The 14,429-nt window shown below is 64.1% G+C and carries 11 protein-coding genes; 3 read left to right on the top strand and 8 right to left on the bottom strand.

All coding sequences use genetic code 11. The features are described from left to right. Positions 1-31 precede the first annotated feature (31 nt). On the bottom strand, positions 32-1,294 hold the full coding sequence (rho, locus tag AAV94_RS06545) for a transcription termination factor Rho (protein ID WP_046741526.1): 1,263 nt from the start codon (positions 1,292-1,294) through the stop codon (positions 32-34). Between the two features lie 324 nt (positions 1,295-1,618). Beyond that, complete coding sequence (gene trxA, locus AAV94_RS06540) at positions 1,619-1,951, bottom strand: thioredoxin TrxA (RefSeq protein WP_046741525.1); 333 nt, start codon at positions 1,949-1,951, stop codon at positions 1,619-1,621. A gap of 294 nt (positions 1,952-2,245) precedes the next feature. Between trxA and thiM the strand changes: the two genes are divergently transcribed. The 3 genes from thiM to thiD all read left to right on the top strand — a co-directional run bounded on the left by thiM (position 2,246) and on the right by thiD (position 4,743). Continuing rightward, a complete protein-coding gene (thiM, locus tag AAV94_RS06535; protein WP_046741524.1) occupies positions 2,246-3,124 on the top strand; it encodes a hydroxyethylthiazole kinase in 879 nt (292 codons plus the stop codon). Between the two features lie 69 nt (positions 3,125-3,193). Next, positions 3,194-3,850: a thiamine phosphate synthase gene (gene thiE, locus AAV94_RS06530; protein WP_046741599.1), complete on the top strand. Its 657-nt coding sequence runs from the start codon at positions 3,194-3,196 to the stop codon at positions 3,848-3,850. 32 nt (positions 3,851-3,882) lie between these two features. Then, positions 3,883-4,743 (top strand): bifunctional hydroxymethylpyrimidine kinase/phosphomethylpyrimidine kinase, encoded by an 861-nt coding sequence (thiD, locus tag AAV94_RS06525; RefSeq protein WP_046741523.1) that lies wholly within the window; start codon positions 3,883-3,885, stop codon positions 4,741-4,743. A 10-nt stretch (positions 4,744-4,753) separates the two neighbouring features. On the opposite strand, the gene AAV94_RS06520 is transcribed toward thiD, so the two are convergent. The 6 genes from AAV94_RS06520 to purL form a co-directional block, all read right to left on the bottom strand. Next, on the bottom strand, positions 4,754-6,145 hold the full coding sequence (locus AAV94_RS06520; protein ID WP_046741522.1) for a TRAP transporter large permease: 1,392 nt from the start codon (positions 6,143-6,145) through the stop codon (positions 4,754-4,756). A 4-nt stretch (positions 6,146-6,149) separates the two neighbouring features. Continuing rightward, entirely contained in the window at positions 6,150-6,695 is a 546-nt protein-coding gene (locus AAV94_RS06515; protein WP_197408025.1) for a TRAP transporter small permease subunit, read from the bottom strand. A gap of 123 nt (positions 6,696-6,818) precedes the next feature. Then, entirely contained in the window at positions 6,819-7,964 is a 1,146-nt protein-coding gene (locus AAV94_RS06510; RefSeq protein WP_084824801.1) for a TRAP transporter substrate-binding protein, read from the bottom strand. A 184-nt stretch (positions 7,965-8,148) separates the two neighbouring features. Continuing rightward, on the bottom strand, positions 8,149-9,336 hold the full coding sequence (locus tag AAV94_RS06505; protein ID WP_046741521.1) for a Bcr/CflA family multidrug efflux MFS transporter: 1,188 nt from the start codon (positions 9,334-9,336) through the stop codon (positions 8,149-8,151). Positions 9,337-9,345: 9 nt separating this feature from the next. Continuing rightward, on the bottom strand, positions 9,346-10,371 hold the full coding sequence (locus AAV94_RS06500) for an LLM class flavin-dependent oxidoreductase (RefSeq protein ID WP_231731275.1): 1,026 nt from the start codon (positions 10,369-10,371) through the stop codon (positions 9,346-9,348). 30 nt (positions 10,372-10,401) lie between these two features. Continuing rightward, positions 10,402-14,421 (bottom strand): phosphoribosylformylglycinamidine synthase, encoded by a 4,020-nt coding sequence (gene purL, locus AAV94_RS06495; protein ID WP_046741520.1) that lies wholly within the window; start codon positions 14,419-14,421, stop codon positions 10,402-10,404. Positions 14,422-14,429 lie beyond the last annotated feature (8 nt).

The raw sequence follows: 14,429 nt of genomic DNA, 5'->3' as shown, positions 1-14,429 counted from the left end.
GCGGCATCCCTTTTTTCTTGTCTGCCTGGCGTCAGCCGCCGCGGCGCATCATGTCGAAGAACTCGTGATTGTTCTTGGTCTGGCGCATGTTCTTGAGCATGAGTTCCATGGCCTCGATTTCGTCCATGTTGAACAGAAACTGCCGCAGGATCCGCGTCTTCTGCAGCACTTCGGGCTGCAGCAGCAGCTCTTCGCGGCGGGTTCCGCTCTTGGACAGTTCGATGGCCGGAAATACCCGTTTTTCGTACAAACGCCGGCTCAGGTGGATTTCGCAGTTGCCGGTGCCCTTGAATTCCTCGAAGATCACTTCGTCCATGCGGCTGCCCGTGTCGACCAGCGCCGTGGCGATGATGGTCAGCGAACCGCCCTCCTCGACATTGCGAGCCGCGCCGAAGAAGCGCTTGGGCCTATGCAGCGCATTGGCATCCACCCCACCCGAGAGCACCTTGCCGGAGGACGGCACGACGTTGTTGTAGGCACGCGCCAGCCGGGTGATGGAGTCGAGCAGGATCACCACGTCCTTCTTGAGCTCGACCAAGCGCTTGGCGCGCTCGATCACCATCTCGGCGACGTGCACATGGCGCGCACCCGGCTCGTCAAACGTGGAAGCGATGATTTCGCCCTTGACCGTGCGCTGCATCTCCGTGACTTCCTCGGGCCGCTCGTCGACCAGCAGCACCATCAAATGCACATCCGGATTGTTGGCGGTGATCGCGTGCGCGATGTGCTGCATCATCATCGTCTTGCCGCTCTTGGGCGGGGCCACGATCAGCGCGCGCTGGCCTCGCCCCAATGGCGCAATGATGTCGATGATGCGGCCGGTGATGTTCTCCTCGCTCTTGATGTCGCGCTCAAGCCGCATCTGCTCCTTGGGAAACAGCGGCGTGAGGTTCTCGAACATCACTTTGTGCTTGTTCTGTTCTGGCGGGCCTTCATTGACCTTTTCGAGCTTGTTCAACGCGAAATACCGCTCGCCATCCTTGGGAATGCGTACCTCACCCTCGATCATGTCGCCGGTGTGCAGGTTGAAGCGCCGCACCTGGCTGGGAGAGATGTAGATGTCGTCCGGGCTTGCCATGAAGCTGGTGTCCGGGCTGCGCAGGAAGCCGAAACCATCAGGCAGGATCTCCAGCACGCCGTCGGCGAACACCTGTTCGCCCTCCTTGGCGCGCTTCTTGATGATGGCAAACATCAGCTCCTGCTTGCGCATGCGCCCCGTGTTTTCGATACCGAGGGCTTCGGCCTGCTTCAGGACTTCAGACACGTGCAGTGCCTTGAGCTCATTCAAGTGCATGGTTTAAAGACTCCAACCGTGGAGCAAAGAGATGGGAAAACTTTGGAAGTAGTAGCTGCGCCGAGGCAGCAGGACGCATCGCAGCGCATTCCGGGGCTGAGCATGGAGGGCTTGGCTGTGCCGCTCTCGCGGCCTGGATAGGCCTTCAGCCAGAACGTCCATTGGGGAAATGGACAGTGCAGGTGCAATTATGACAGCAATTGCACGCGGTGCACGCCGCCCACGCATAAAAAAGCGCGCCCCAAGGCGCGCCTCACGCAGGCCAAGACTGCCGCAAACGGCGCAGGCCGTCCACCGGCAGGAGCCAGCTGCGCCTGACAGGGATCAGCCCAGGGCACCATCAATGAAGGACTGGATCTGCGCCTTGCTGCCGGCGCCGACGTTGGTGGCAGCCAGCTCGCCGTTCTTGAACAACATCAACGTCGGGATGCCGCGAATGCCGTACTTGGCGGGGACTTCACGGTTCTCGTCAACGTTAAGCTTCTTGATCAGCAGCTTGCCCTGATAGCTGGCTGCCAACTCATCAAGCACGGGCGCGATCTGCTTGCACGGGCCGCACCATTCGGCCCAGAAGTCCAGCAGCACGGGCGTTTCCGATTGCAGGACCTCCGCATCAAAGGTGGCGTCGGTGATATGCGAAATCAAAGGACTGGACATGGGTGAAAACTCTCTACGCGGGCGAGGATGAAAATGCTGCGCAAACCGCAGGATACGACTTGCGAGGCCACTGGAGGGGATTTTGACAGAACTTCGCGGCCGCTGCAGTCCACGCCATACTGCCATTGCAGCCGATGGTCCTATGGAGGGCGTGACTCTGCTACCATCGCGGGCGTGACACGGGGTGCCCCATACGTGGAGGCTGAGAGCAGACCCGTTGAACCTGATCAACGGCACAGCAGGTATCGCTGCCCCTGCTGACGCCGACAACCTTGCGGAGGGATCGTCACACCTATGCCAACAGCCACGGCGCTTGCGCCCCTTGTCCCCCTTTCGCCAGCCCTGCTGGCCCGCCAGGCCGCCCAGGCGCTGGCGGCGCTGCGCGCCGACTCCCCCCTTGTGCAGGCCATCACCAACCAGGTCGTCAGCAACTTCACCGCGAACGCCTTGCTGGCGCTGGGTGCCTCGCCGGCCATGGTCGATGTGCCGCGGGAAGCTGGCCCGTTCGCGGGCATGGCCTCGTGTCTGCTGATTAATCTGGGGACGCCGGCCCGTGAACAGCGCGCCGCAGCTATCGAGGCGGCGCAGGCCGCCGGCAACCATGGCAAGCCTTGGGTGCTGGATCCAGTGGCCGTGGGCGCCCTGCCCGTTCGCACGGAACTGGCCGCGCAGCTGTTTGCGATGGGTCCATCGATCGTGCGCGGCAACGCCTCGGAGATCCTGGCGCTCCATGCCCTTGTGACTGGCGAACGCAGCGTACCTGCCGGTGGCCGGGGCGTGGATGCCACCGCCAGCGTGGAGGACGCCAAGGCCGCGGCGCAGGCATTGGCCAGACGCGCAGGCGTTGTCGTGGCGGTCTCCGGCCCGGTGGACTGCATCACCGATGGGCATTGGTGCGTGCAGGTCCACACCGGCACGCCATTGCTGACACGCATCACTGGCGGCGGTTGCGCGCTGGGCGCGGTGATGGCGGCATTCGCCGCCACGACCCCTGACGCGTCGAACCTGTCTGCCGCCGTCGCAGCGACGGTCTGCTATACGCTGGCCGCCGAGCAAGCCGCGGCCAGGGCCACAGGGCCTGGCAGCTTCGCCGTGGCATTGCTGGATGCGCTGGCCGCATTGTCGCCCGAGCAGGTGCAGCGTGATGCGCGCCTGACGATGGCGCCGGCGTAGTTTGCACCACTGCATACCCTTGCGTTGCGTTGCCTTTCCAACCTGCTCATCTTCCTCACGACCGCCACCATGCCCCATCCATTGGATCTTTCCCTGTATCTCGTCACGAATTCCGAACAGTGCCATGCTGCTGGCCGCAGTGTTGCGGAAACGGTTGCCCTGGCCGTGGAAGGCGGCGTCACCGTCGTGCAGGTGCGGGAAAAGGATGCCAGCGCACGCGATTTCCTGGCCACCGTGGCATCCGTTGCCGAAGTACTGCCGGCACATATCCCCTTGCTGGTCAATGATCGCGTGGATGTGTATCTCGCCGCACGCGCTGCGGGCCACCCGGTCGCCGGCGTACACATCGGCCAGTCGGAGCTACCGGCGCCGCTGGTGCGGCAGCTCATCGGCGCTGACGCGGTGCTGGGCATCAGCGCAGCCACACCCGAAAGTCTCGCCGAGGCACAGGCCTCTGGCGTGGTGGACTACGTCGGCATGGGACCGCTGAACACCACAACCACCAAACGCAATGCCCCGCCGGCGATCGGCCTGCCATCGCTTGCTGCGTTGCGGCGCCTCACGCACTTGCCTGCCGTTGCCATTGGCGGGGTCGGCATGGCTGACATGCAGCCACTGCGCGCCGCGGGTTTTGACGGAGCGGCCGTGGTCAGCGCCATCTGCAAGGCATCGGACCCGCGGGCTGCCGCCGCTGCGCTCAAGGCGTGCTGGCAGTCGCACACGTAGCAGTTTCATCGTTTCCAGCAAGGGCCTTTTCCATGACCTCTTCCTCCTCCCTGTTGACGCGGCTGGCTCAACCTCGCAAAGTCCCGCGCGTGCTCAGCATTGCCGGCACTGACCCGACCGGTGGTGCCGGCATTCAGGCCGACCTCAAAAGTATTGCCGCCACGGGGGGCTATGGCATGGCGGTAGTGACCGCGCTGGTTGCACAGAATACATGCGGCGTGCGCAGCATCCATGTCCCGCCCATGCCATTTCTGCGCGAGCAGCTCGACAGCGTCAGCGACGACGTCGTCATCGATGCCGTGAAGATCGGCATGCTGGGAACACGCGCGATCATCGACGTGGTGCGGGACTGGCTGATCGCCAACCCGCCACCAGTGGTGGTGCTCGACCCCGTCATGGTGGCCACCAGCGGCGACCGGCTGTTGGACGCAGAGGCCGAAACGGCGTTGCGGGAGCTTCTACATCGCGCCGATCTGATCACACCCAACATGCCCGAACTGGCGGTCCTGGCCAATGCTGTGCATGCCCAGGACTGGTGCGGCGTGCTGGCCCAAGCGCGCGAAGTAGCCGCACGCTACAACATTCATGTGCTGGCCAAAGGCGGCCATCTGGATGGTGCGCATGCGCCGGATGCGCTGGTCGCTGCCGATGGGACCGTGCAGGAGTTTCCCGGCGCACGAATTGCTACCCGAAATACCCACGGCACGGGCTGTTCGTATTCGGCTGCGCTGGCCTGCCTGCGACCGCAGACCGACAGCTGGGCCCAAGCGGTGGCGCTGGCCAAGCCTTGGCTCACCAGTGCCATCCGCCATGCCGATGCGCTGAATGTGGGCAAGGGCAATGGTCCTATCCATCACTTTGCCGACCTATGGGAAGCCGCGTCGCGCGGCTGAGCATGCGCAGTCAGGCGTAAATCATCCGTGGCAGCCAGGTTGCCAGCGCCGGAAACGCCAGCACGAGGCCTATGGCCACTAGCTGCAGGCCCACGAACGGCAGCGCGCCACGGTACATATCCCCCGTGCTGACAGAGCCGGGGGCCACGCCGCGCAGATAGATCAGCGAGAAGCCGAACGGCGGCGTCATGAAACTGGTCTGCAGATTGACGCCGACCAGAACGCCCAGCCAGATGGGATCAACGCCCATGTTCAGCAGCGCCGGTGCTGTAATCGGAATGATGATGAAGATCAGCTCGAACGTATCCAGAATGAAACCGAGCACGAACATCACCAGCATCACCACGATCAGCGCCCCCATGGCTCCGCCGGGAAGGTGTGCCAGCATGTCGTGCACCAGATCGTCGCCACCGAGCATGCGGAACACGATCGAAAACACGGCGGCGCCGATCAACAACACGAACACCATGGAGGTAATGGTAGCCGTGGAAATGCAGGTCTGGCGCAGCATCGCAAAAGTCAGCTTGCGCTTGATGAGTACCAGCAGCGAAGCCCCGACCGCACCGACCGAAGCAGCCTCTGTCGGCGTGGCGATGCCGCCCAGTATTGACCCCAGCACCGCAATCACAAGCAGCAGCGGCGGCATCATGGACACCAGCACATCCTTGATGAGGGTGGTTCTCTCCAGCCTCGTCGGGGGCGTGGCCGGGCAACTTGCCGGATTGACGATGGCCTTGTAAACCATGAAGGCGAGGTACAGCGCAATCAACACCAGAGACGGCAATACCGAGCCGGCGAACAGGTCGCCCACGGATACCGGCGCTGGCGAGAAGTTACCCTTAGCCATCTGCACCTGGGCGTTGATGCCCGCCAGCATGTCCCCCATGAAAATCATCACGGTTGACGGCGGAATGATCTGCCCGAGTGTTCCCGACGCGCAGATCACGCCACAGGCCAGCTTGGGGTCATATCTGGCCTGCAGCATCGCCGGCAGACTGATCAGCCCCATAGTCACCACCGTGGCTCCCACCACGCCAGTGGATGCGGCAAGCAGTGCCCCCACCACAATGACCGAAATGCCCAGCCCGCCTGGCATGTGGCCAAACACCTTGCCCATCGTCTTGAGCAGCTGCTCGGCAATACCGGATTTCTCCAGCATCACGCCCATAAAGATGAACAGTGGCACTGCTACCAGTACCTCGTTGGTCATGAAGCCGACATAGCGTGGCGCCAGCGAACCGAAATTGCTGGGGCTGAACACCCCCAGCCAGTACCCGGCCAGCGCAAAGAATAGTGAAATGCCGGCCAATGAGAACGCCACTGGAAAGCCCAGCAGCAATGCGCCGATCACGCCCGCAAACATCAGCGCGGCAAGAATCTCTCCAATCAGAACGGGCTCCATGGCATCAGTCCTGGTAACGGTATGGCGGCGGTAGCGCCTCCTGCCGGCCGATCAGCACCAGCAGGCTGCGCATAGCGATCGCAATGCCCTGCAGCGCCACCAGCACAACGAACACCAGAATGAAGCTTTTGAGTACGAAAAAGCCAGGCATGCCCCCGACATTGGGCGACGCCTCCAACCGCTGCCAGGACCGCAGCACATAGGGCAGCGCGTACTGCCAGACCACCACGCAAAACGGTGCCAGAAAGCACACTACCCCAATCAGATCCCGCAGCGCCTTGCTACGCAGCGACGCCGTACGATAGAAAACATCCACGCGTACATGGTCATCGCGAAACAGTGCGTAACCCGCCACGCCCATGAACATTGCACCACTGAGCCAGACGTACAGATCCTGCATCCACAGCACTGTGGTGGAGAGGAAGTGGCGCATGAACACCACTGCAAAACACACCAGCACGGACGCGAGCGCCAGCCAGACCAGCGCGCTGCCGACCAGCCGGTTAAGCCGCCCGATGCTGACGACCACGAAAGCGAGTAACCGCACCATGATTGACTCCCTCATCGACATGATTGAATGGGCAGCGGGCCAGCAGGCGTCCGCTCCTCTCGGCTGTAACTGTGCGCTCGATCCGCGCACGCGCGGGCCAAGGTCTGATGCCCCGAATCCGCGTTAGCCGATCTGAAAGTACTTAGCCCGCGCCATCAGAAACGGCGTATCGGTCCCATCCGTCTTTTGCCGCACGATGTTGAAGGCTTGGACGTAGCTTTCGGCCACCTTTTTTGCCAGGGCGTCACCACTGTCGCGTAGCGCTTGCAGCACTTCTGCGGAGGCCTTCGCGCCCGCCTGTAGCAGCTCTTCCGGAAACTGTCGCACCTGCACGCCATGCTCACGCACCAGTGTCTGCAGTGCGCGAGGATCGTTGGCCGCCATGTCCGATGCCACATCGTCATAGCTGGCCTGGCAGACGTAACGCACGATAGCCTGCAAATCGGCGGGCAGCTCCTGGAACTTCGCCTTGTTCACCACGGCCTCGGTCGCCAGTCCCGGCTCAATGAAGCTGGGAAAGTAGTAGTTCTTGGTGATCTGGTAGAAGCCCAGCGCCAGGTCGTTGTAGGGACCTACAAACTCGGCTGCATCCAGCGTGCCGCTTTGCAGCGCCTGAAAAATATCGCCCGCAGCCATGTTCGTGACCGATGCGCCCAGCCGCTGCCAGACCTGCCCGCCCAGGCCGGGCGTGCGAAAGCGCAGGCCCCGTATGTCAGCCACGCCCCGGACTTCGTTGCGAAACCACCCACCTGCCTGGGCACCCGTATCGCCAGAGAGAAATCCCTGGACTCCAAACTCATCGTAGATTTCGTCCCAGATTTCCTGCCCGCCCATGTGTCGAATCCAGGCCGTCAGCTCACGGGATGTCATGCCATAGGGCACACCGGTGAAAAACGACAGGCCCGGATTCTTGTTGTGCCAATAATAGGCCGCACCATGGCTCATCTCCGCGGAGCCTTCGATCACTGCGTCCAGCGCCTGAAGGGCAGGGACCAGTTCTCCGGCGGCGTAGACGCGCACCGTCAGCCGCCCACCTGACATCTCGTTGATGCGCTGCGCCAGCCGCTCGGCCCCCACCCCCAGGCCGGGGAAATTCTTCGGCCATGTCGTGACCATGCGCCACTCGAAGCGCTGCTGCACGATAGCCGGCGCTGCCGGCGCAGTGTCTTGGGCACTGGCGCTCTCCTCCTTGCCACAGGCTGCCAACGCCACTGTCCCCAGTGCGGCTCCGGCGGTCAGCCCCCTCTTCAAGATAGTGCGGCGATCCATGCTTGTCTCCTTGTTGATCTGCGTTATCCGGCATGGTGGTGTGCTGCTGCGCATGCCTTCGCGCGATTCTAGGGAGGAAGCCGGGCGAGTCCGCTGCGGGATTCCCCCAGTGCAGACAGAGCGCCACAAAAAACTGTGCGATGTGCGCTGCAACCGCTGACGCACCCGCCCCGGGAGTGCGGTATCAGCGCACGGACGGACGGCCCAGCCACCACAGCGTGCGAGCGCTGATGGCGCATGTGCCGATCGTCAGAGCCAGCGGATAGGCCGTGCCGTTTTGTGTGGCAGCGACGGCAGCACTGACCATTGATGCGATTCCGAACTGCGTCACGCCCAACAGTCCCGAAGCACTGCCACCATGCTGGCCCGCAGCGCCCATCGCGATGGCAGCGCCATTGGCGCCGATCAGGCCCATGCAGCCCACCGCCAACCACAGCGCCACGATGAAGAAAGCCATGGGCAATGCCAGCACAACAGCCATCACCAGCAGCAGCGCGAAGCTCGCCTGCAGCAGCAAGGCCGTGCTGAAAACCTGCTCGACGCGCCAGCGCAGCAGCAGCAGCCGGTTCATGAAATTGCTCAGCACCAGTGCACCGGCATTGCAGGCGAACAGCGTGCTGTACTGCTGAACGCTGAGCCCGTACAGCTGGGTGAAGACGAATTCCGAGCCCGTGATGTAGGCAAACAGGGTGCCACTGGCCAAACCGCAGCACAGCGCAGGGACCATGAATCCCCGGCGTACGGTCAGTTGCCGATAGGTGGCGAACAGCCCGCCAAAGCTCAATGGCTGGCGTCGATGCACTGGCAGGCTTTCGGGCACGACGAACAGCACCAGCGCCGCGCAGACAAGGCCATAGCACACCATGAACCAGAAGATGCTCTGCCAGCCCAGCGCCAGCAGCATCCATCCGCCCAGCAGCGGCGCGACGATGGGCGCGACCATCATGACCATCATCATCAGCGACAGCACCCGCGCCACCTCGGTGCGTTCGAACAGGTCATTAACGATGGCGCGCACGATCAGCATGCCAGCAGCAGCGCCTACCGCCTGCGCAAAGCGCAGCACGATCAGCCACTGCACCCCCGTCGCCAGCGCGCAGCCCAGCGATGCCAAGGTAAAGATCGCTACACCGGCCAGCAGCGGCATGCGGCGGCCAAAGCGGTCGCTCAGAGGACCATAGATCAGCTGCCCAAATGCCAGCCCCAGCACGAACAGCGAAATGGTCGACTGGATATAGCCTGCGCTGCTGCCGAAGTGGCTGGCCATCTCGCTCATGCCCGGCAGGTACATGTCGGTCGCCACCGGACCGAAGGCGGTCAGCGCCGCAAGCGTGATCACAAGTGCCGCAAAGGGCAGGTTTTTCTGACGCATGCAAACCGATCAGCGCCAGCCCAAAAGCGGCGCAACGTGGGAAAGAACAGCCTGCAACACATGCAGGTTGTAGGCAACACCCAGCTGGTTCGGAATCGTCAGCAACAGCGTGTCAGCCTCGGCAATGGCCTCGTCTGCCGCCAGTGCGCGTGCCAGCACATCCGGCTCGCCCGCATAGCTGCGGCCAAAGATGGCGCGGGTGTTGGCGTCGAGGTAGCCACGCTGGTCCTGGCTGTGCGCGTCCTGCGCAAAATAGCGGCGGTCCTGCTCCGTCAGAATGGGAAAGATGCTGCGGCTGACCGAAACCCTGGGGCTGTGCGCATGGCCTGCGTCCTTCCACGCCTGACGATACAGACGGATTTGCTCGGCCTGCTGCACGTGAAAGGGCTTGCCGCTCTCGTCGTTCTTGAGGGTAGAGCTTTGCAGGTGCATGCCCTGCTGCGCCGCCCAGACGGCCGTGGCGTTGGAGCCGGCGCCCCACCAGATGCGTGCGCGCAGACCCGGCGAAAAAGGCTCCAGCCGCAGCAGACCCGGCGGATTGGGAAACATCGGTGTCGGGTTCGGCTCCGCAAACCCCTCACCGCGCAGCACCTCCAGCAGCACCTTGGCGTGGCGACGACCCATTTCGGCATCGCTCTCGCCCTCGGCGGGGTGATAGCCGAAATGGCGAAAGCCGTCGACGACCTGCTCGGGCGAGCCGCGGCTGATGCCCAACTGCAACCGCCCGCTGGCTATCAGATCGGCTGCCCCGGCATCCTCGGCCATGTACAGCGGATTTTCGTAGCGCATGTCGATCACGGCCGTTCCGATCTCGATACGGCTGGTGCGCGCGCCCACCGCAGCCAGCAGGGGAAACGGCGAAGCCAGCTGGCGCGCGAAATGGTGGACGCGAAAGTACGCGCCATCAAGGCCAATCTTCTCGGCCTCCACCGCGAGTTCGATCGACTGCAGCAAGGCATCGGCAGCGCTGCGCACCTGCGAGTGCGGTGCGTCGCTCCAGTGCCCGAAGGAGAGAAAGCCCAGCTTCTTCATCATCACCTCTGCGCCCGCATCAGCGCATCACGGTTAACCCACCCATCTGCGTGCATTGCGCCACAGGCGCATCCATGGACTCCTGGCCGCCAGTCCGCCGGTTGCGGCAAGGTCTGTCCAGCTCATCTGCACGTTGCGGAACACCCGCTCCGGGTGCGGCATCATGGCCGTGAAGCGCCCATCTGCGGTGGTAACGGCCGTCAGCCCCCCCGGGCTGCCGTTGGGGTTGAAGGGATAGGCCTCGGTCGGCTGTCCATGGTGGTCGACGTAGCGCATCGCAGCATGAACCCGCTGCGCATCGCCCTGCCCGGCGAAGTTGGCATAGCCCTCGCCGTGCGCCACCACCACAGGCAAGCGGCTGCCCGCCATGCCCTGCAGGAACAGACTGGGAGAGTCGAGCACTTCCACCAGCGACAGGCGCGCTTCGAAGCGCTCGCTGCGGTTGGTGGTAAAGCGCGGCCAGGCTTCGGCGCCGGGGATGATGGATGCCAGTTCGGCAAACATCTGGCAGCCATTGCACACCCCAAGGGCAAAGCTGTCGCTGCGTGCGAAGAACTGCTGGAACTGCTCCAGCAATGCCGGATTGAAGGTGATCGAGCGCGCCCAGCCCACACCTGCGCCCAGCGTGTCACCATAGCTGAAGCCCCCGCAGGCGACCAGCCCCTGGAAATCCGCCAGCCGTTCGCGGCCGCTTTGCAGGTCCGTCATGTGCACGTCGACAGCATCAAAGCCGGCTTCGCTGAACGCGTAGGCCATCTCCAGGTGCGAATTGACACCTTGCTCACGCAGCACCGCGACCCTGGGGCGGGCCTTGCCTATGAATGGCGCAGCCACGTCCTCGGCGGGATCGAAGCTCAGCCGCACGTGCAGGCCCGGATCGTCGAGCCGGCCGGCGGCCGCATGCTCCTGATCGGCGCAGTCCGCGTTGTCACGCTCGCGCGCGATCTTCCAGCTGACGCTGTCCCAGACCTGGAACAGGTCGAACAGGTCGGCGCTGAACACCTTCTTCGTATCGCGCCAGATCTGCAGCTGGCCCTTGCCATCGTCCAGTGGCGCATGCAGGGGCCGCGTCTTGCCAATGAAGTGACTGTGGCGGGACAGGCCATGTTCGCGCAGCGTCTGCATCACGGCGTTGCGCTCACTGGTGCGCACCTGCAACACCACGCCGAGTTCCTCATTGAACAGCGCCTTGAGCGTCAGTTCCTCGCGGCGGGCGCTGACCTGCTGTGCCCAGTTCTTCGCATCGCCGTATTCGGCGCGGCTGTCGGCAATGCCGTCGCTTTCGGTAATGAGAATATCCAGGTTCAGGGCAACGCCCACGTGGCCGGCAAAAGCCATTTCCGCCACGGCGGCCAGCAGCCCGCCGTCGCTACGGTCGTGGTAGGCCAGCAGCCTGCCATCGCGGCGCAGTTGGTTGACGGCGTCGACCAGCGCAATCAGGTCCTGGGGGTCATCCAGGTCCGGTGTAGCCCCCCCGGCCTGTCCGAGCACCTGCGCCAGCATGGAGCCCCCCATGCGCATCTGCCCTTTGCCCAGGTCGATCAGGATCAGCGTGGTATCCAGCTCCTGCGCGTCGAGTTGCGGCGTGAGCGTGCCGGTCACGTCCTCCAGCGTGCAGAAGGCGCTGGCGATCAGCGTCACCGGAGATACGACCTTACGGCGCTCCCCCTCATGCTGCCAGACCGTGCGCATGGACAGGCTGTCCTTGCCGACAGGAATGGAGATGCCCAGTGCCGGACACAGCTCCATGCCAACGGCCTTGACCGTTGCGTAGAGGTCTGCGTCTTCCCCCGGCTCGCCGCAGGCGGCCATCCAGTTGGCGGACAGCTTGACGCGCGGCAGCGCGATGGGCGCGGCCAGCAGGTTGGTGATGGCCTCGGCAATTGCCAGCCGACCCGAGGCGGCGGCGTTGATGCTGGCAACGGGGCTGCGCTCGCCCATCGCCATCGCTTCGCCCGCCAGGCCCTTGAAGTCCGCCAATGTCACGGCCACGTCGGCCACCGGCACTTGCCAGGGGCCGACCATCTGGTCACGGTGCGTCAGCCCGCCAACGGCGCGGTCACCAATGGTGATGAGAAAGCGCTTGCTGGCCACGGTCGGATGGCTGAGCACGTCGATGACGGCCTGCTGCAGATCCACCCCGGTCACATCCAGCGGCGGTACCGGCCGCGCCACCGACTGCACGTCGCGGTGCATCTTCGGTGGTTTGCCCAGCAGCACGTCCATCGGCATGTCCACCGGCTCGCAGGGCGCCTTGCCCGGCTCGTCGACGACCTTGAGGTGGCGATCCTCAGTGGTCACGCCGACCACCGCAAACGGGCAGCGCTCGCGCTCGCACAACGCCGCAAAGCGCTCCAGCGCCTCTGGCGCAATCGCCATGACGTAGCGCTCCTGGCTCTCGTTGCTCCAGATCTCGCGCGGCGACAGGCCCGACTCCTCCAGTGGCACCTGGCGCAGGTCAAAGCGCGCGCCCCGCCCGGCATCGTTGACCAGTTCGGGAAAGGCGTTGGACAGGCCCCCTGCCCCAACATCATGAATGGCCAGGATGGGGTTGGCCTCGCCCAGCTGCCAGCACTGGTTGATGACTTCCTGCGCGCGGCGTTCGATCTCGGGGTTGCCGCGCTGCACGGAATCGAAGTCCAGATCCGCCGCATTGGCACCGGTCGCCAGTGACGAGGCGGCCCCACCACCCATGCCTATGCGCATGCCCGGGCCGCCCAGCTGCACCAGCAGCGTGCCAGCCGGAAACTGGATTTTCTTGACCTGCGTGGCATCGATCTGCCCGACGCCACCGGCAATCATGATGGGCTTGTGAAAGCCGCGCTGCACGCCTGCGACTTCCTGCTCGTATTCGCGGAAATAGCCCACCAGATTGGGGCGGCCGAACTCGTTGTTGAACGCGGCACCACCCAGCGGGCCTTCGGTCATGATCTGCAACGGACTGGCAATGTGTGCAGGCTTGCCACCGGGCTGGTCGCAGAGGCCGGCCCAAAGCTTGGAGACGGTAAACCCCGTCAGCGCGGCCTTGGGTCTGGCGCCCCGGCCGGTGGCACCCTCGTCGCGGATCTCACCTCCAGCCCCGGTTGCGGCGCCGGGAAACGGCGAGATCGCCGTCGGGTGGTTGTGCGTCTCGACCTTCATCAGCACATCGTGCCGGGCCGACTCGCGTACGTAGTGCCGCGGCTGCGTTGCGTCGTCAGCGCGGGCGACAAACCGCTCAAGGACGTGGCCTTCCATGACCGACGCATTGTCGGCATACGCCACCACCGTGTGCTGCGGAGCGCGCTGGTGGGTGTTGCGGATCATGGCAAACAGGCTGTGCTGCTGCGCCACGCCATCAATGGTGAAGTCCGCATTGAAGATCTTGTGGCGGCAATGCTCGCTGTTGGCCTGCGCGAACATCATCAGCTCCACGTCGGTGGGGTTGCGCTGCAGCTGCGTGAACGCGTTCACAAGATAGTCGATCTCGTCATCGGCCAGCGCCAGGCCCCACTGGCGGTTGGCCGCCTCCAGCGCGCTGCGGCCAGCACCCAGCACGTCCACGGTCTCCAGCGTACCCGCCGGCACGCTCTCGAACAGCGCGCCCAGCTGGGTGCGATCGGCCAGCACCGATTCGGTCATCCGGTCGTGCAGCAAGGCGGCAATCTGTTGCCAATGCGTGTGGTCGAGCGGTTCTGTCTTTCCAAGCAAGCCCTTCTTCAACCGCACTTGGTACTCCACGGCACGCTCGATGCGATGCACCGGCAAGCCACAGTTGTGCGCGATATTGGTCGCCTTCGACGCCCAGGGGCTGACGGTGCCCACGCGCGGCGTGACGACCCAGACGGCCATTGCGTGCTCGCGCTCGGATCCCTCGGCCGGCCTGGCATCCAGCAGTCTGGCTACACGCTGCAGCAGGCTCTCATCGGCCTGCCTCAGACCCACCAGATACAGCGTGCGGGCCTCGACGGATTCAATCTTGGAGTGGATGGCCTGCAGGCTGGGCAGGAGTTTCTGGGAGCGGAATGCGCTGAGGGCTGCGCCGCCCTCCAGCAAATTGACAGACAAAGACACAACAAGTC

The organism is Lampropedia cohaerens (assembly GCF_001005215.1).
In the GTDB taxonomy this organism is placed as follows: domain Bacteria; phylum Pseudomonadota; class Gammaproteobacteria; order Burkholderiales; family Burkholderiaceae_C; genus Lampropedia; species Lampropedia cohaerens.
This window is presented reverse-complemented; position numbering and strand designations above follow the sequence as displayed.

Coding starts and splice junctions, on each gene's coding strand:
- rho (WP_046741526.1), bottom strand. CDS start 1,294: ATGCACTTGAATGAGCTCAAGGCACTGCACGTGTCTGAAGTCCTGAAG.
- trxA (WP_046741525.1), bottom strand. CDS start 1,951: ATGTCCAGTCCTTTGATTTCGCATATCACCGACGCCACCTTTGATGCG.
- thiM (WP_046741524.1), top strand. CDS start 2,246: ATGCCAACAGCCACGGCGCTTGCGCCCCTTGTCCCCCTTTCGCCAGCC.
- thiE (WP_046741599.1), top strand. CDS start 3,194: ATGCCCCATCCATTGGATCTTTCCCTGTATCTCGTCACGAATTCCGAA.
- thiD (WP_046741523.1), top strand. CDS start 3,883: ATGACCTCTTCCTCCTCCCTGTTGACGCGGCTGGCTCAACCTCGCAAA.
- AAV94_RS06520 (WP_046741522.1), bottom strand. CDS start 6,145: ATGGAGCCCGTTCTGATTGGAGAGATTCTTGCCGCGCTGATGTTTGCG.
- AAV94_RS06515 (WP_197408025.1), bottom strand. CDS start 6,695: ATGGTGCGGTTACTCGCTTTCGTGGTCGTCAGCATCGGGCGGCTTAAC.
- AAV94_RS06510 (WP_084824801.1), bottom strand. CDS start 7,964: ATGGATCGCCGCACTATCTTGAAGAGGGGGCTGACCGCCGGAGCCGCA.
- AAV94_RS06505 (WP_046741521.1), bottom strand. CDS start 9,336: ATGCGTCAGAAAAACCTGCCCTTTGCGGCACTTGTGATCACGCTTGCG.
- AAV94_RS06500 (WP_231731275.1), bottom strand. CDS start 10,371: ATGATGAAGAAGCTGGGCTTTCTCTCCTTCGGGCACTGGAGCGACGCA.